Source organism: uncultured Paraglaciecola sp., assembly GCF_963977085.1.
Classification (GTDB): Bacteria; Pseudomonadota; Gammaproteobacteria; order Enterobacterales; family Alteromonadaceae; genus Paraglaciecola.
Map to the genome: position 1 here is coordinate 267,827 of NZ_CAXBNC010000004.1, position 17,414 is coordinate 285,240.

The window sequence follows — 17,414 nt, forward strand, 5'->3', positions numbered from 1 at the left end:
CCCCGAATGAAAATAGTCGAAGTCGCTGTAGGTGTGATTAAAACAGGAAATAAGATTTATATAAGCAAGCGCTCAGATGCTTTACATCAAGGTGGCAAATGGGAGTTCCCTGGTGGTAAACGTGAAGTGAACGAAACCATCGAGCAAGCGCTGGTTAGAGAATTATCTGAAGAAATAGGTATACAGGTTACTCAGCAAAGCCCATTTATGCTGATCGAGCACGATTATGGTGACAAAAAAGTACGTTTAGATGTGCGACTAGTGGAGGGTTTTGAAGGTGAGGCTAGTCACCAAGAAGGACAACTAAGCCAATGGGTAGAGATTAATGAGTTAACTCAGTTTACTTTTCCAGATGCAAATAAAGTGATTATCGATAAGCTTACTAAATTAGCGACTAGTGATTAATAAACCTAAAACGAGCCAGTAGGGCTCACTTTAGGTTTATGGCTATTTTCTACGAAAAGAGCAGATAATCTACTTCTGCAAAACCCAATTAATGACAAACTATTCAATGATTTTTTTGATTGCCTGTTCTACTTCTTGATAGTCAGAGGATTCCACAAAACCAATTGAAAATGTTTCGGTGGTGTTTAGGTATTTATTTTTGTCACTACGGCCAAAGCCTAATACTGTCATATAGGGTCTACTCACGTAGTTGTCAGGATAGTTATCATCTTGATGGTGGAGTAAATAAATCATTCGAGAGGTTTTGTTATCACCAAATGCAAACCATTCAGGGGCAGGTAAGTCACCGATAAAGCTTTCTTTAATGGGATGAGCCTTGTCATCAACTGACGCATACCAAAAATCACCGTCATCCATTTCGCCCCCAGGGACACCTTCATATTGCACCCAATAATGGTAGTCTTGACTGATTTTTGTCATAGTGAAATCGCATCTATCAGGGTAGAAGTCCCACTGTCCTTGCCATTTTCCATTGCCTGAAGTAAACATTATTTGCACATGCTGGCCAGTTTCAATTGAAACATAGGCGCTAGAATTGTCAGTGCCTGAATTCATTGCGTGGAAATAATTGCCGTCCTGTTTATGTATCGCATTAGGGAAACCTCTATATTCACCTTTCCAACCCGATCCTTTAGTATCATTAAAGCCAATCCAATCGACTCCCTCTGAGTCGAGCATGCTGGACAGGCCACCGCCCTCTTTCTCAAGATAAAATGTGGCATTGGAAATTTTAATGACATAAGCCGAGACTCCACCTGCTGACGCATCAATACCATGGCTTAAGATGACTTGGTCAGGTTCAGATAATATGTTGCAAGCTACGCTCAAGCTAACAAAACTCCAAACAAGGAGGTGTCTAATTATTTTGCTAAACATTTTATTTATCCATAACAAAAGGGACAGCACGTCACTGTCCCAAAGTTTTTAAAACTACATTAGCCAAATGACGCTAAGGTTTGGCGCTTCTTTTAAGCAAAAAACCAACTGTTAATATCGCTAATGCGCACAGTACAAATACCATTCGCCCCCACATAGGGTTAGGGATCAACATCATGGCGAATACACCACTACCCATAAAAATAACCATAGAGCCTAATTTGTGACGCTGTTGTTTGTCATATTCATCTTGCTCAAAATCAGCAACGACAGCTTTGTCTAGATCATCAAAGAAACGATCAGTTTCCTGTCTATGTTGGTCATCATCTTCTTTATAGAAAAATGTTGTTGAACAAAAGAATCCAGCGGTTATCACTAAGTGTGCTGCAATGGTGATTATTAAATTGATATCTATATATTCGCGGCGCGTGAATTCTTGTTGTAATCCAATATAATCTGCAAACACATCAGGGGTAAATATATTGGCAGTAAACCAAGATACAAAAAGGCCAATGGCAACAGTCACCCAAGACGCCCACTGCGGTGTTTTTCTTATGAATAAGCCAAAAATCAAGGGGATAAGTAAAGGCATTTGAATCATGACCGACATGTTCATCATTAGTTCGAACAGGCTCAATTCTTTTAACGATTTAAAAAACAGTGCCACCACTATCACTAAAATACCACTAACGAAACTAACAATACGGCTGACTTTAAGCAGGTGTTTATCATCTACGCTTTTATTCTTTTTAAGCAGCATAGGTTGATAAAGACTTCTGACAAAAATCCCAGCGTTTTTATTTAACGCAGAATCCATAGAGGACATAGTGGCGGCAAACAAACCTGCCAATAGTAAGCCTACTGTGCCCACCGGCATGGCATTACGAGTAAATACCAAATACACCGCATCGGCCGCTTTATTACCTAGTTCGGGGTAAGCCGCTGCAGCATCTGGGTATAATGTGGCAGCTGCCCATGGTGGAATAAACCAAATAATACTGCCAAAGCCCATTAATACCATGGCAAGTAACGACGCTTTTCGAGCATTGGCTGAATCTTTGGCATTCAAAAACCGGAAGGAGTCGTGCATGTTCATGATAGTGATCATTTGTTTGGCTAAAAAGAACACAAAAGAGGCCACTAAAATTACGCCATAATTCATGTCGGGACCTAACACAAAATCTGTTGGAAAGTTATTCACTAACTCAATAGGTCCACCAACCATAACAAGGGCAACAATGGCACAAGCTATTGAAATAACCGCCACAATTAGGGTTTGCACAAAGTCTGAGGCAACCACCCCCCACGCCCCTGATAGTACTGATACAAATACAACAGTGAGTCCAGTCACTATGATAGTGAGAGTAATATCTGCTTCAAAAACGGCACTGGCAAACACACCTAAGGCATTAAGCCATACACCGGCGTTAATAAAGCTGAAAACAATCAGGGCCCATGAAAAGAATGTTTCGTTCTGACTACCAAAGCGTCGTTTGATGCCTTCTGTGGGTGTATCAATACGCATTTGCCTGAAGCGTGCAGAGAAATACAGCCAACCACAAAAATACGCAAAGGTGTTGGCAAAAAAGACCAAGGTAATGGCGAAACCGTCAGTAAATGCTTTACCTGCCGCTCCGGTGAAAGTCCAAGCAGAAAACTGTGCCATAAATGCCGTAGAGCCCACCATCCACCACAACATTCGACCGCCGCCACGGAAGTAGTCGCTGGTAGAATTTTTCGCCATATTTTTAAAGGCAAAACCAATACCGATAATCAGTAAAAAATAACCTGCAATGACTAAATATTCATAAAACATGGGTAACCCTTTTATTGCAGATGACTAACGTCAACCCAATTGTCATTTTTACGAATAAGATCAATAAGTTGTTGGTACTGAGCGCCTTCTTTAAAGGTTTGATAAGGGGCTACTTCCTCCCCTTTAATATCACTGATTAATTCTTTAATAAGATTACGCCAGTTTCTTTCTGTATCGCCTTCAACATTTGGAATATTTTTGGCAATATCTTCAGGTAGCGGAACTTCGACCCACTGATTATTTTCATCGTACATATAGAGCGGTCCGCTGGCATAGTGCCCTTTGATATATATGGCGCTCTTACTACCATAGATGACTATATGATCTTCATTAAAACGTGGATGCAATCCACCGTGTTTAAACATCACAGATACGGGTTTTTGAGCCATTGGACTTTCTAGTTGTGCTAATACTGTATAGGACCATTCCACATTTGATTCGCCCCATTTTAGAGTCGGGTCATCAATATTGTCAGGAATAAAATCACGTCGTGTTTTAAAGTTATGGATACCCTTGACTATAGGTGCTCGACCTAAGTCATCACGTACTTCGCCCATAATAGATAAGATCTTTTCACCTATGATTGAGGTAACAATTGATAACTTATGGGTGAAGTTGTTGTTTAAACGCCCGCCACCATCTTCTTTTCTATGGGACCAGCCAAAAGGAATATTTCGTTCTAGGTTGAAGTGCGATATGTATTCCACTTCTAACGGCTCACCAATAGCACCTGCAGCCACTAATCTCTTGGCGTGGATCACTTCAGGCATATACCTAAAACTGGAAGCAAAGGCGGTTTTCACTTTCTTTTCAACGGCTAGTTCATACAGCTTCTTAGCCGTTTCACCACTTTGGGTTAGGGGTTTGTCACTAAACACATGGCAACCAAATTCTATTGCTTGGCGTATGGGTTCTTCATGGACGCCACCGGGAGTGCCAATTGACACTACGTCTGGTCTACAATCAATCAAGGCTTGTTTCCAGTCAGTTCCGGCATAGGGAATATCTAACTCTTTTGCAACTTGCTGCACGACACTTGCTGTTCTGCCCACTATGCCAACAACCTCAGCACCCATATCTCTGAATGCTGCTGTGTGTCCCTGACCGGCGAATCCGGTACCTTGTACTAATACTCGTATCTTTTTATTCATTGTATTTTTCCTGATTTATCACAAACCAAATTAATCATAAAAATTATGTGCTTACCAATTCCATACTGTGCCATCTTCCAAACGGCTGACTGGCAAGTAAGAACGCTTATAGGGGTATTCTTTTGCTACTTCTTCATCAAATTCAATTCCTAGGCCTGGGGCATCACTCAGATAAGCCATACCCTCTTTCACTTCAGCAGCATGCTTAAAAATACGCTTTGAATGGTCATTACCAAAACCAACAAATTCTTGAATACCAAAGTTAGGGGCCCAAAGGTTTAAATGCATGTGCGCAGCAAAACAAATTGGGGATAGGTCGGGGGCACCATGAGGGGCCGTTTTGACATTATAAATACTCGCAAAATCAGCAATGCGTCGCAGCGCCGTTATGCCCCCAGCGTGAGTGGCCGCGACTCTGATGTAATCGATGAGTTGGTTTTGAATCAGCTCTTTGCAGTCCCATATGGTGTTATAGGTCTCACCTATAGCGAGGGGGGTAGTAGTATGCTGACGTATCACTTTATAACTGTCTTGGTTTTCTGCAATAGAAGCATCTTCTAAAAATAATAAGTTGTAGGGCTCTAATAATTTGCCCAATCTCGCAGACTCAATAGGTGTTAAACGACTGTGCACATCGTGTAATAGATGTACATTGTTACCAAAGCGTTCTCGTGCCTTTTGAAAAAGTGCTACCACCATGTTGAAATATTTTTGTGTGGACCATTCTTCTTCAGGTGGTAAAGGTCGACTCCCCTGAAGTTCAAAATAATCGGCTTTGTCGCCCAATACACCGTATGTCACGTTTAGACCCGGTACTGCGCACTGCAATCGAATCGCCTTAAAGCCTTGTTTTATATGATTTTCAGTTTGATCTAGGGTGTCATCAATGGTTTCACCACTGGCATGGGCGTATAAAGTCACAGCGCGCCTACTTTTGCCGCCTAACAATTGATAAACAGGCATGCCTGCTGCTTTGCCTTTAATATCCCACAAGGCCATATCAATCGCAGCAATAGCTGCCATGTTAACTGCTCCTTTGCGCCAATAAACGCCTCTGTAGAGGTATTGCCAAATATCTTCAATGTCGTGAGCATTACGACCAATAAGGCATGGCGCAACGTGCTCTTCTAGGTAAGTGACTACCGCCATTTCACGTCCATTGAGGGTGGCATCTCCGAAGCCATAGATACCTGAGTCTGTTGTCACTTTTACGGTGACAAAGTTTCTGCCAGGGCTACAAACAAACACTTTAATTTCTGTAATTTTCACCTAATGCTCTCTCTTTGAGTCTTAACAATACCGGTTTACTAAACCGGTTTAGTTGATTAAGTTAGCATACTCTTGCAGAATGTCAATATTCAGGAATTTAGATTTTTTACAGAAGTATAACCATGGCAAAAGTAAAATTAGTGGATGTGGCTGAGTTAGCGGGTGTTTCGAAAAGCACCGCATCTCAATACATTAATGGCCGTTTTGATTATATGTCAAAGGACACACAGGAGCGTATTAGAGCGGCGATTAAAGAACTAGACTATGTTCCCAATCCAATTGCCAGAAACTTAAAGGCAGAGAAAACCAAAACCATAGGTGTCATTGTAAGAGACATTACCGGTTTTGATACCAGTCATACTATTCGTGGAGTCGATGATTTTTGCAAAACCTGTGGTTATAACGCGCTAATTTACAATACAGATTTTGATGCAGAGACTGAAGCCAAATCCCTCGAAGCTTTGTATCAACTGCGTGTAGACGGCATTATTATTGTTTCGTCAGGGGGAAATAATAAACTGATATCCGAATATATAAACAAGGGCATGCCTATTGTTCATTTTCAGTTAGAGCATGATGGCAATGAAAAAAATCTTATTCTATCAGATTATCGTCAAGCCGCATTCGACGCTACTGAGTACTTGATCAAATTAGGGCATAAGAAAATATGTTTTGTCACTCAAGATTTTAAAAATGTGAAATCCAGAAATGAACGCTACCTTGGTTATTTATCCGCCCTCAAAAAACATCATATATTATTGGATGAAAATTTAATTCAGTATTGGCATCGAGAAACAGGATTTGAGCATTCACCGAAAAGTATCATTGAATCGAGCGCCGCCCCTACTGCCTTCTTTACCCAACATTTAGCCATCACCACTGAGCTTCTGACGCATTTAAATCAAGAAAAAATATCCATACCCGATGATGTTTCATTCATTGGTTTCGACGAAATCCCCATGGCTGAGTTTTTCAAAGTGCCCATTACAGTAGTCAAGCAACAGTCCTATGTTATTGGAAAAGAAGCGACTAAATTATTGTTAGAGAATATTAATGATAAAAATAAACAGCCTCAAAAAATAATGATCCCTTGCTCTATTACTGAAAGACAGTCTTGTAGAAAGGTTTTTTAATTCCAAAGTATATCTTTCCCTAATATTAGCTTAGTCAATTATTGACAGCTAATAATGGCAAAGGTTACCATATGTAAATAACTAAATCGGTTTAGTTACAAAATTATAATGCTTTCTAATTGGCCTTATTAGTTGGTAATTTTCTGCACAACCTAACTTCCGGTAACAACTACAATGAATAACATTAAGACATTTTTTAAATCCCTGCTTCCGGGAATATTTTTATTTGGGTTTACTGTGGGTACAGGCAGTGTGACGGCCATGGCAAAAGCAGGCGCAGATTATGGTATGTCGTTGTTATGGACCATATTTATTTCCTGCGCTATTACCTATTTCTTGATCCAACTATTTGGAAAATTTACCCTAGTCACTGGGCAAACTGCACTGCAATCTTTTAAGAAAAATATTCATCCGGCTGTCGGCCTATTTTTTATCGTGGCCTTGACGACACAAATATGCGGAAGTGTTATAGGTGTGATGGGAATTTTGGCAGATGTATGTTTTGAGTGGTCGAAAAACTTTATTGAAGGCGGTATCGCGCCTCTCTATTTCGCGGTATTTTTTATCGCTTTTGTTTATATTATTTTTCTAATTGGTAAAACCGAAGTTTTTGAAAAAGTATTAGCTTTTTTTGTCGCCATCATGGCCTTATGTTTTTTGATCAATTTCTTCATTTTGATGCCTCCTGCAATTGAGATTTTAAAGGGAATGGTACCTAATGTGCCAGACACTGGACCTGATAAAAGTTCATTTTTGGTGATCGCTTCAATGGTGGGAACCACAATTTTTTCTGGATTATTTATTTTGCGTACCATTCTAGTAAAAGAAGCAGGATGGACATTAGCCGACCTAAAAACCCAAAATAGAGACGCACTGTTTTCAGCATTTTTGATGTTTATTGTCAGCACTTCGATAATGGCAGCGGCTGCGGGATCTTTGTTTGTACAAGGGATAAGTTTGGTTAATGTGACCCAGATGATTTATCTACTAGAGCCTTTAGCGGGATCCGCTGCAGTGGCTATTTTTACTATTGGCTTAATTGCAGCGGGGGTGTCTTCACAGTTTCCAAACGTCGCATTGCTGCCTTGGTTACTGGATGATTTTCATGAACGTAAACCTAATCTTAAAAGACCAAGCTACAGAGTGATGGCTTTAGTTATATCCTCATTGGGTTTAATTGTGCCTATTTTTAATGCTAAGCCTATTGCGGTTATGGTGGGCTCTCAGGCGTTTGGCGCCTTAGTGTTGCCAGCGACTGTTATTTGTATCGCCTATATAGGCAATAAAAAAGGCTTAATGGGAGAACATAAATTTTCAACAATAATAAACTTTATATTAGCGCTGATTTTTGTGTTTGCTTTAGTCATGAGTTACATGAGCTTTAATGGCATTCTCGCTACTCTGCAATCCCTTTAATAATACTGTAAAAGGCCAAACAATTGGCTGGCTATTTCACTAATTATCACCGCTAGAAGTAATGGAAATAAAACGATGAATCAAATAATGAAGTTCAGCTCCAATCGTGTTTGGCGAACCTATCAAGGTGGCAAGTTGCTCGATACCATTGAAGGTAAAGAGGTGCCTCAAGATTCAAGTTTTCCCGAAGATTGGATTGGCTCAACAGTAGAGGCTCGTAATGTGGGTCGTGAACATGTGTCGGAAGGTTTGGCTATGGTTGAGAATGACGCAGGGCAGTCAGTACCTTTTCGTGATTTATTACAGCAAAATCAAGCATATTTTTTAGGAAAAGTGGGCGACACTATGCGTTCGTTGGACGACATTCCACTGGTTAAATATTTAGACAGTTCTACACGTTTACATTTTCAAGCTCATCCAACCCGAGAGTTTGCACAAGAGCGCCTAGGTATGCCTAGAGGCAAGACCGAAGCTTATGTGATCCTAGAAACACGGGAAGAGGTGAGTGATCCCTATATTTATGCAGGGTTTCAACGCTCACCTAGTCGTGAACAATTAAAAGAATGGATAGAAACCCAAGATATTGCATCCATAGAAAAATGTTTCGATCGTATACCAGTTAAACCTGGCGATGTGTTTCTACTGCCAGGTGGGCGCCCACACGCTTTGGGTGAGGGTATATTGATGCTTGAAATCATGGAGCCTTCGGACCTAGCAGTAAGATTTGAATTTGAACGTTGTGGATATGTGATCCCCGAGCAAGCTAGATTTATGGGAAGAGATATCGAAACCGCTTTAGACGTATTTAATTTTGATCCTATTCCCCCTGAAGAAATAGATGCAGAATTTCGATGTGAACCTAAAATCCTGACTAATGATGCCCATGGCAACTGTCTTGAAGAATTGATAGGTGCCGACAAAACCGCTTGTTTCACTGTAAAGCGAGCAGCGGTTAATGGGAGTTTTGAGCGTAAAGAAAAGGCCTTTTTTTATGGCATTGTGACGGCTGGGTCTGGGACATTTAATACTGCAGATGAAGTCACACAACTCAAACCTTGGGATCGCTTTTTCTGTCCTGCAGGGATTGAGGAATTTGAGTATCAATCGGATTCGGGGATGTCTATTTTAGAATGTTATCCTGGCAACAGTTGATCAAGGACTAAAGCTCCTACTTCAAAAAGACTTTGGTACCCTTAAAAGTCATTGGTGTTACTAAGTGTCAATGACCACTTTAACGTCCCGAACTTGGATAATCCCACTTAATTTCGACGTAGGCTAAGTTAAATGATTCAGAGCGACTATTTGCGGTGTTATTATAAGTCCATTTAATTTCTTCATAATTAAGCGTTATTTCTTCTACTGGTAAAGGATCTGAAGTGGTTCCGCTCTGAGTGATTTTGGTACCAGTTAATGAATACACACACCATTGATGATTATGGGTTGTACTTGCCTTGCCGATTAATTTAACCTCTATGAGCCTAGCACCAGTCGTTGCTAACTTGCGAAATAGCGATGTCTTCGAGTTGACTGGCCTAATTAAGGTTAGTTTGCCTCTTCCGCCTGCTCCAAATCTTGTTGAACCAGGCATAGAGGCACTAGAACCACCAACACTATAGCTTGAAACATATACCTTCGTTAATTTGGGTTTGTAGAAGGAAGGACTCTTATCTGCAGTCTTGTATTTCAATAATTCATACATGGTGCCTCCGTAGATAGTCAAACAGTTTAGTGACCTAAGAATAAGCACAATTAGCTAATTGGCATTGAGTATTAACACCTAATTTTTGGAAGATTATTACTCAATTTTTAAATGACTTGCTGCCCAGCTTTCAGGCTCACTTAGTGTGGAATGTTAACCGGGCAACAGTTGATCGAATACTGAATATTGCCCGGCTCTGAATCAGATAGATTGGGAACTAGTTACACAGGCTTTATTTTATGTTTTTACAAGACAACCTTTCAATCAAGGTACAAGGAAGCATAATTTTTTGCGGCGGCGCCCCCTTGTCATTAATATTATCAAGTAATAACTTGGTGGCTTCTCGACCTATTTCATAAGGGTTTTGGGTGATAACTGTGATAGGCACTTTAAAAAATTCGGCCATAGGAATATCGTCAAAACCTAATAATGAAACATCGTCGGGTATCGAAATATTTTCTTTATTTAAGGCGGTTAATAATTCAGTGGTAATCGCCAGGTGTTGTGTAAAAAAAGCGCTGGGTGGATTAGGCGTTTCAAGAATACTTATGGGGGAGTGTGCAAAGCCTGATTCACGATCCCAATATTGAATTAATTGTTCATCAATAGAAATTTGATGTTTATTCAAGGCATCGATGTAACCGAGATAACGGTCTTTTCTCGATTTAACACTTTCAAAATCTTGCGTCACAAAACAAATACGCCGATGTCCTAAATTAATTAGATATTCAGTACCTTCAAAAGCGGATTTTCGATAATCAGACACAATGATATTTTTTTCTTTACCATCGTGCTCAAGTTGAAAATGCACTATTGGCAGACCGTTATTACTATACTTTTCAATTAGGTCTGTATTTTTACCAGATGAAGCAATAATAATTCCATCGACCCGTAATTGGTACAGTGCTTCTAAGGATCTTGCTTCGATATCAGTATCAACATCAGTGTTATATATTAAGAGGTTGTATTCGCTTGTTTTACAATAGTCGTCAATTCCTCTAATGGTACGGCTTGTATAGAAGCCTGTAATGTCTCTAACAATGACACCTATGGTTTTGGTTTTATCCATTTTCAGGCTACGAGCGATAGGATTAGGGACGTAATCTAATTCACTCACAGCTAGTCTTACACGTTCTTTTGTCTTTGCAGACATGTAGTCAAAGCGGCCATTTAAATATTGAGACACGGTGCTTTTTGAAACGCCGGCTAGCTCAGCCACATCACTTAACTTTATTTTTGCCATGGTTATATTTCTGTGAAAGGTATAAATACTTGAATATTGACATTCTGCAGTAGTATGCTAACTTAATCAACTAAATCGATTTAGTAAATCGTTTTAGTGTCGCGCTATATTGATTGTCTTGGCACTCTAACATGAGGTGAAAAAGTGCAAATTTCCAATATTGAGTACCTAGTCATAATTGGCTACCTAATTTTGATTATTGTTGTTGGCTTTGTTTTTAAGAAATTCTCTTCGAATACGGATGACTATTTTAAGGGAGGCTGTAAAGGCACTTGGTGGCTTGTGGGAAGCAGCGCTTTCATGAGTGCATTTAGTGCGTGGACCTTTACTGGTGCGGCGGGTATTGCTTATGAGTCTGGCTTTTCGGCGATGTTTATTTTTTTTGGTAACGTGCTTGGCTTCTTTGTGAACTTTCTCTTTATGGGGCCATGGCTGCGCCAGATGAGAGTGACCACATTCCCTGAAGCAATTGCCGCTCGCTTCGGCGAAACCACTCGTGATTTCTACGCCTATTATGAAGTACCCATTCGTATTTTATATTCAGCAATGGCACTTTACGGCTTGGGTATCTTTTGTGCTGCGGTGTTTGGATACGATATCAATTATGTGATTGTAGTCTGCGGCATAGTGGTACTCCTTTATTCTGCCACCGGTGGTCGTTGGGCTGTAATGGCGACTGATTTTTTGCAAGGCCTTATCTTGGTACCACTAACATTATTAGTCGCTTGGCTCTGTTTGGATGCACTAGGTGGTATCGATAATTTATTTGTAAAAATTGAGGATCAAGGTTTAACCGAAGAGTACAGCATGATCAATTCTGCCACTCTCTTTGGCGGTGCTTATACATGGGGCTGGGCCAGCGCCATGATGGCTAAACAATTTATAGTCTTCAATTCTATGAATGCAGCGCCCCGTTACTTTTCTGTCAAAGACGGACGAGAAGCCCGCAAAGCAGCTTTGCTTTGTTCTGTGTTAATGCTGCTGGGTAGTTTTATTTGGTTCTTACCTCCTATAACTGCGCGACTTTTATACCCTGAATTGGTAATGGCCTTCGACATAGCAAAGCCGGCTGAGGCGAGTTATGCGGTTGCCAGTATCAGCCTGTTACCTGTTGGTTTGGTAGGATTGATAGTGGTTGCCATTCTTGCTGCGACTATGAGCTCAATGGATACCGGTCTTAATACTAATGTGGCCATTCTAATCAAAGACATCTATCCCAAGATTGCCCGAAAGTTACAGTGGAAATCTAAGGGGGAATCAGAATTATTGAACTATGGACGTATTTTAACTTGGATGATGGGATGCCTGATTGTGTTATTGGCGCTTTATTTTGCACAACAAGATGGCTCGGGGATATTTGAGATCATGTTGCAAGTGGGGACGCTATTATCTATGCCCATCACAATCCCACTGCTATTAGGCATGTTTATAAGGCAAACACCTTGGTGGGCCGCACTGCTTTCAATTGCCTGTGCCCTGGTTTTTTCAAGCCTAGCCTATTTTGAGGTCCCTTTGGTCAATCTTGGGTTTTCCCAAGCATTCAGCGACGCCTTTGAATGGAATTTCCAACAGCAATTTTTCGGTGTCTTAGGTACTGGCACATTTGGGTTTTTAGTGTCGACAATTTTTGCACCCAAGCGAAACTCAGCACATCGTCAAATGGTAGATAAGTTCTTTACCAAGATGAAAACACCGATCGATTTTGAAAAAGAAATTGGTGAAGGCAATGACCTGAGTCAACTCACCGCTATTGGGCGTTTTGGCGTAGCGGTGGCAGGATTTGTGGCCTTGATGCTGATTATTCCCAATCCACTTGAAGGCAGAATTGTCATTTTAGTGCTCGCTTTGACTATAGGTGCAATCAGCCTATTAATGCTCAAAGCAGGCAAGCAACCCCTTGCTGTAGCTAAAGCTGCTGCGCATCGAGCTGAATGATTGAGGCGATTGAATTGAATACCGGCTCCATATCTATTTCTATCATTTTTGAATACTGGAATTAACAATGAATTATTTACTAATAAACGACCAACTTGATGTGTTCAAAGCACAGCTGAATACGATGCGAAAGGAACACTTGACCCGGCTAATTGAGCAATGCCGTTTGTATGAGGGAGAGGTGTTATCAAAAGAGCACCCCCACACCAGTATTACCTATATGGGCATGGCTGCGGCCAACTTGAGTTTGGCGTATCTGTTAACCGAGCAGGATTATTATCTTCAAGAAGCCAAACGTTGGATTTTTACAGCGGTTGATTATGATGTGTGGGGATTCGGATTTCTGGTAGATGTGGATCTCAGTGCATCCTGGCTCTTATATGGTTTGGGATTATCCTATGATTGGTTGAAAGATCACCTGACAGATGAAGAACGTACTAAGTTTCTGAATAAGTTAATTCTTCAAGGAAACAAAATCTTTGATTATGGGCAGGAAAACCTAGGACATTGTTGGTCGACTAATTATTGGCAAAATCATAACTGGATTAATTACTCGGGTTTGTTAACAACTGCCTATGCTATACGCTCTGAACATCAAGGCGCACAAGTTTGGATAGATGAAATCAAAGACAATTTTGAAAAAGTGTTTGAATATCTACCTGAAGATGGCTCTAACTATGAAGGAACCGGTTATTGGCGCTATGCGATTAACTTTTTTCTTTCTGCGGCTGATTATATTCGTCAAGATGGCGGGCCAAACTACTTTGAAGCTGGATTCTTAAAAAATTCATTTGATTACCGTATTTATCAGTGTGCGCCCAATTGGGAAGAAAACATTAACTTTGCCGATGTACATGATAGAAGAAGCTCTCATTCTATCTCTGCTTATTACAAAATAGCCTCTGAATATAACAATGGTCAGGCGCAATGGTTAGGAGAATTAGTGCGTAATAAGTGCTTATTCAGGGAAGCCTACCAAAGTAAAATTTTCCCAGGAATTTTACCTGAAGCCTTTTTGGAAATGATTTGGTTTAATCCTGAGATAGAGTCACAGTCACCTGAAAACCTACCATTAACTAAATATTTTCCTGATTTAGGCTTAGTGGTCATGCGCTCAAGTTGGGACACCGACGCCACTCATCTTTCGTTTAAATCGAGTCCTCCAGGTGGTCATAAACAATGGAAACTTAGTTGGGAACTCGATAAGAAAAATGCCTGGAAAACTCGTAGTTTGACTCACTACCATGTTGATTTTAATCATTTTATATTGATACATAATGATGCGTCTTTAGCTATAGATGAAGGCTACAATCGAACCTCTAAAGCAGAAATTCATAACTTGATTACTGTTGATGGTACAGGCTGCGTGGGTGAGAAAATATGGGACGAAGGGGATTTGAGCGATCCTGAATTGTTCGATTTAAATTGTAAAGGCATACATAACGTATGGCGAGATGTGCCAGAAAGTGCAATCGCCCAAGTCGAAGCTTTTTCTAACGAAAATGGTTATACCTATGTGGTGGGCGAATCAAGCCAAATGTATTACCCAGAAATGCAAATGACCCGTAATGCCCGGCATATTATTAATAGTGAATGTGGTTATTTTATATTCTTAGATGAGTTGGAAAGCCATCTTGAACATACCTATACCTGGCGCATGCACTCTGAAAGGTATGCCAATCAAGTGAACAAAGACCAGTTTGAAATTGTCAACGGTAAGGGTGCACTTAATGTGTTCACTGTGTTTCCAGAAGCGCGGTCTACAAAAGTTGATGAAACGCTGGTGGAAGAGATAATGACACCGCAACGTCCAGATGACATTCGTCGTATAAGTTTGAAGACATTACTGATTGAAAACCCAGTAAAAAGTAACAACAGCTATTTTCTTAACGTTCTGCAACCTAAAGACGCACTTCCAGAAAATAAGAGTAACGATATTTCAATACAAGCAATCAATGAAGGTAATTGTATTGGGGTTGAAATTACCTCCCAAAAATACGTTGAAACGTTTCTTTTTTCTAGTGAAAACACTATATCTTTTGGCGACATTCAATCCCAATCAAAATGGGTTTCGGTACTAAAAGACAAGGCGGGTAAAGTCGTCAAAACAACCAGTTATGAAGGTGTGGCTTAGTTACTGATAACATGTCAGCTGTGTTGCAAATAGGCACTGCAATCACAGATGATTAATAGGAAAATATTAACATGTTAGAAAAATTTAGTTTAGAAGGAAACGTGGCCTTGGTTACCGGCTGCAAACGTGGAATTGGTAAAGCTATTGCTGTGGGGCTTGCAGAAGCTGGCGCTGACATCATTGGTGTTTCCGCTAATTTGGAGTTACAAGGCTCAGAAGTTGAAAAAGAAGTCAGTGCATTGGGCCAACGATTTAAAGGTTACCAGTGTGACTTTTCTGACCGCAATGCCTTGTATTCCTTCATCAAAGAAGTCAAAGCAGACTTTTCGAAAATTGATATTTTAGTGAATAATGCTGGCACTATATTACGGGCACCTGCTGCTGAGCACGGCGATGAACTTTGGGATAAGGTTATTGATGTTAACTTAAATGCCCAATTCATTCTTAGTCGTGAAATTGGCAAAGATATGATTGCCCGTGGTGCTGGTAAAATTATTTTCACAGCCTCTTTGTTAACCTTTCAAGGTGGCGTAACCGTGCCTGGTTATGCCGCCAGCAAAGGAGCGATTGGGCAATTGGTTATGGCGTTGTCAAACGAATGGGCCGGTAAAGGTGTGAATGTTAATGCTATTGCACCCGGATATATCAATACTGACAACACCGAAGCCTTGCGAAATGACCCTGAGCGGTCTGCTGCCATTTTAGCGCGCATACCCCAAGGTCGTTGGGGTGATCCTGAAGACTTTAAAGGCCCTGCTGTATTTTTGGCTTCTGAAGCAGCGAGTTATGTAAACGGTACTGTGTTATTGGTCGATGGTGGGTGGATGGGGAGATAGTTATATTTGCCTGCAATGATTAACACAGTGTAGGGGGCGTTTTAAAATAAAGGGTCTTTCTTGATAATTTCCAATACCTATATTCGTAAGAATTTGGCGCTGGCATGGCCATTGGCTCTTAATGCCTTGTTAGTTCAGTCTATGTTAATGATAGATACACTTTTGGTTGCTCCCCTTGGGGAGCTGCCGGTTGCTGCTATGGGGATAGCAACCACAATAGTGGCATTTGTGTTGGGTCTTGAAATTGCGATTGGTAATGGCATTCAATTGTTAGTAGGTAGAGCATTTGGATCCAACAGCCAAGCCAACCTTGCGATCGCCTATTGGTCTGGGCTAGTAATTAATATATCAACTTCATTGATTTTTCTATTTATTCTGGCTTTTTGGGGTTCTGAACTGGTTGCCGCTATTACTGATGATAGTGAGTTAGCGCAGTTAGCCGAAACTTACATATCCATTACCAAATATATTGTGCTGTTAACCGCTTACACTCAGGTCTGTACCGCGTTTTGTAATGGTCGAGGTCATTCCAAAGTGCCTCTAAAAGGTTTTATGATTGAGCTGCCTGTTAATGCATTACTCAGTTATTTGTTGATCAATGGATTTGCTGAATTTCAGGGACTTGGGGTTGAAGGAGCTGCTTGGGGGAGTTTGATTGCGGTATTTTTAAGAGCTGTATTCCTTTATCTCGCCTTGAAGAGCGACGATAAAGTGGATCTCACTTACCCGTCAAATAGAAGGTTTTGGAAAGAAATTGGGCCTCAATACGCTGAAATATACCCCATAGCGGCTAATTTTTTCCTTCTCTCCATTGGGGCGACTGTCTATCAGTTATTGTTTGCGCAACTGGAGTTATTTTCATTTGTTGCCATCACCTTGATCTTTCCATGGGTGCGTGCGGGCACACAATTTCCTAATGCGTGGGCTCAAGCCTCGGCAATTAGTATCAGTCAGGCACTAGGCCAAAAGGAAACAGGGGATCTTAAATCATTTATTAGTAGTTGCACCCAAGTGGGCATGACATTGTCAGTCATTATTGCCGGTCTTTTTTTTATACTCAGTCAATGTATTGAATTTGTCTATCCAGATATTGAAGCAGACACTCTTACAGCATTAATGATCATTGCTCCACTTTACATCGTTTTACCCATTATCCGAGCCTATAACACAGTCGCTGGTAACATTCTGCGAGCACTTGGTAATAGTAATCTTGTACTGAAAATTCATTTTGTGACCCAATGGGTCATAGCACTGCCCATCTGTGCACTACTGATCCTACAATTTGAAGTATCGATTTTTTGGGCATTCGCAATGATACCAATAGAAGAATTACTCAAAACTATCCCTTTCAATCGATATAAACAACTCTATATAAGACGTCTTGGGACAAAATAGTGGTGGCACAAGGATGATTTTTTGTTTTATACGTATTGGTATAAAT

14 protein-coding genes are annotated in these 17,414 nt (G+C 40.6%); 8 read left to right on the plus strand and 6 right to left on the minus strand.

Translation table 11 applies throughout. From position 1 onward, the window contains the following. The first annotated feature begins 6 nt into the window (after positions 1-6). The gene (mutT, locus tag AAC000_RS07015) at positions 7-405 is read left to right on the plus strand and encodes an 8-oxo-dGTP diphosphatase MutT (RefSeq protein WP_339721311.1); all 399 of its coding nucleotides are present in this window, start codon (positions 7-9) and stop codon (positions 403-405) included. Between the two features lie 99 nt (positions 406-504). Here the strand turns inward: mutT and AAC000_RS07020 are convergent, their stop codons facing one another. The 4 genes from AAC000_RS07020 to manD form a co-directional block, all read right to left on the minus strand. Next, positions 505-1,293, minus strand: a complete 789-nt coding sequence (locus AAC000_RS07020) for a hypothetical protein (RefSeq protein WP_339721313.1) — start codon at positions 1,291-1,293, stop codon at positions 505-507. A 121-nt stretch (positions 1,294-1,414) separates the two neighbouring features. Continuing rightward, positions 1,415-3,157 carry a transporter gene (locus tag AAC000_RS07025; protein WP_339721315.1) on the minus strand — a complete coding sequence of 581 codons (1,743 nt, stop codon included), beginning with the start codon at positions 3,155-3,157 and terminating at the stop codon, positions 1,415-1,417. Positions 3,158-3,168: 11 nt separating this feature from the next. Then, a complete protein-coding gene (locus AAC000_RS07030; protein WP_339721317.1) occupies positions 3,169-4,308 on the minus strand; it encodes a Gfo/Idh/MocA family oxidoreductase in 1,140 nt (379 codons plus the stop codon). 51 nt (positions 4,309-4,359) lie between these two features. Next, on the minus strand, positions 4,360-5,577 hold the full coding sequence (gene manD, locus AAC000_RS07035; protein ID WP_339721319.1) for a D-mannonate dehydratase ManD: 1,218 nt from the start codon (positions 5,575-5,577) through the stop codon (positions 4,360-4,362). A gap of 122 nt (positions 5,578-5,699) precedes the next feature. On the opposite strand from manD, the gene AAC000_RS07040 reads away from it, so the two are divergent. From AAC000_RS07040 to AAC000_RS07050, 3 genes are all read left to right on the plus strand, one after another. Continuing rightward, a complete protein-coding gene (locus AAC000_RS07040; RefSeq protein ID WP_339721321.1) occupies positions 5,700-6,710 on the plus strand; it encodes a LacI family DNA-binding transcriptional regulator in 1,011 nt (336 codons plus the stop codon). Positions 6,711-6,884: 174 nt separating this feature from the next. After that, a complete protein-coding gene (locus AAC000_RS07045) occupies positions 6,885-8,126 on the plus strand; it encodes an Nramp family divalent metal transporter (protein WP_339721323.1) in 1,242 nt (413 codons plus the stop codon). A 75-nt stretch (positions 8,127-8,201) separates the two neighbouring features. Further along, positions 8,202-9,278 carry a class I mannose-6-phosphate isomerase gene (locus AAC000_RS07050; protein WP_339721325.1) on the plus strand — a complete coding sequence of 359 codons (1,077 nt, stop codon included), beginning with the start codon at positions 8,202-8,204 and terminating at the stop codon, positions 9,276-9,278. Positions 9,279-9,357: 79 nt separating this feature from the next. On the opposite strand, the gene AAC000_RS07055 is transcribed toward AAC000_RS07050, so the two are convergent. Both AAC000_RS07055 and AAC000_RS07060 read right to left on the minus strand, forming a co-directional pair. After that, on the minus strand, positions 9,358-9,714 hold the full coding sequence (locus AAC000_RS07055) for a type VI secretion system tube protein Hcp (RefSeq protein WP_339721326.1): 357 nt from the start codon (positions 9,712-9,714) through the stop codon (positions 9,358-9,360). A gap of 343 nt (positions 9,715-10,057) precedes the next feature. After that, positions 10,058-11,068, minus strand: a complete 1,011-nt coding sequence (locus AAC000_RS07060) for a LacI family DNA-binding transcriptional regulator (RefSeq protein WP_339721328.1) — start codon at positions 11,066-11,068, stop codon at positions 10,058-10,060. A gap of 144 nt (positions 11,069-11,212) precedes the next feature. On the opposite strand from AAC000_RS07060, the gene AAC000_RS07065 reads away from it, so the two are divergent. The 4 genes from AAC000_RS07065 to AAC000_RS07080 all read left to right on the plus strand — a co-directional run bounded on the left by AAC000_RS07065 (position 11,213) and on the right by AAC000_RS07080 (position 17,368). Then, on the plus strand, positions 11,213-13,003 hold the full coding sequence (locus AAC000_RS07065) for a hypothetical protein (protein ID WP_339721329.1): 1,791 nt from the start codon (positions 11,213-11,215) through the stop codon (positions 13,001-13,003). A gap of 67 nt (positions 13,004-13,070) precedes the next feature. Continuing rightward, positions 13,071-15,137 carry a DUF4962 domain-containing protein gene (locus AAC000_RS07070; protein ID WP_339721330.1) on the plus strand — a complete coding sequence of 689 codons (2,067 nt, stop codon included), beginning with the start codon at positions 13,071-13,073 and terminating at the stop codon, positions 15,135-15,137. Between the two features lie 71 nt (positions 15,138-15,208). Then, the gene (locus AAC000_RS07075; protein WP_339721331.1) at positions 15,209-15,973 is read left to right on the plus strand and encodes a 2,5-didehydro-3-deoxy-L-galactonate 5-reductase; all 765 of its coding nucleotides are present in this window, start codon (positions 15,209-15,211) and stop codon (positions 15,971-15,973) included. A gap of 60 nt (positions 15,974-16,033) precedes the next feature. After that, positions 16,034-17,368 (plus strand): MATE family efflux transporter, encoded by a 1,335-nt coding sequence (locus AAC000_RS07080; RefSeq protein ID WP_339721332.1) that lies wholly within the window; start codon positions 16,034-16,036, stop codon positions 17,366-17,368. Positions 17,369-17,414 lie beyond the last annotated feature (46 nt).

What these genes read in the sequence shown, in the direction of transcription:
- mutT (WP_339721311.1), top strand. Translation starts at nt 7, where the DNA reads ATGAAAATAGTCGAAGTCGCTGTAGGTGTGATTAAAACAGGAAATAAG.
- AAC000_RS07025 (WP_339721315.1), bottom strand. Translation starts at nt 3,157, where the DNA reads ATGTTTTATGAATATTTAGTCATTGCAGGTTATTTTTTACTGATTATC.
- AAC000_RS07030 (WP_339721317.1), bottom strand. Translation starts at nt 4,308, where the DNA reads ATGAATAAAAAGATACGAGTATTAGTACAAGGTACCGGATTCGCCGGT.
- AAC000_RS07040 (WP_339721321.1), top strand. Translation starts at nt 5,700, where the DNA reads ATGGCAAAAGTAAAATTAGTGGATGTGGCTGAGTTAGCGGGTGTTTCG.
- AAC000_RS07045 (WP_339721323.1), top strand. Translation starts at nt 6,885, where the DNA reads ATGAATAACATTAAGACATTTTTTAAATCCCTGCTTCCGGGAATATTT.
- AAC000_RS07050 (WP_339721325.1), top strand. Translation starts at nt 8,202, where the DNA reads ATGAATCAAATAATGAAGTTCAGCTCCAATCGTGTTTGGCGAACCTAT.
- AAC000_RS07055 (WP_339721326.1), bottom strand. Translation starts at nt 9,714, where the DNA reads ATGCCTGGTTCAACAAGATTTGGAGCAGGCGGAAGAGGCAAACTAACC.
- AAC000_RS07060 (WP_339721328.1), bottom strand. Translation starts at nt 11,068, where the DNA reads ATGGCAAAAATAAAGTTAAGTGATGTGGCTGAGCTAGCCGGCGTTTCA.
- AAC000_RS07070 (WP_339721330.1), top strand. Translation starts at nt 13,071, where the DNA reads ATGAATTATTTACTAATAAACGACCAACTTGATGTGTTCAAAGCACAG.
- AAC000_RS07075 (WP_339721331.1), top strand. Translation starts at nt 15,209, where the DNA reads ATGTTAGAAAAATTTAGTTTAGAAGGAAACGTGGCCTTGGTTACCGGC.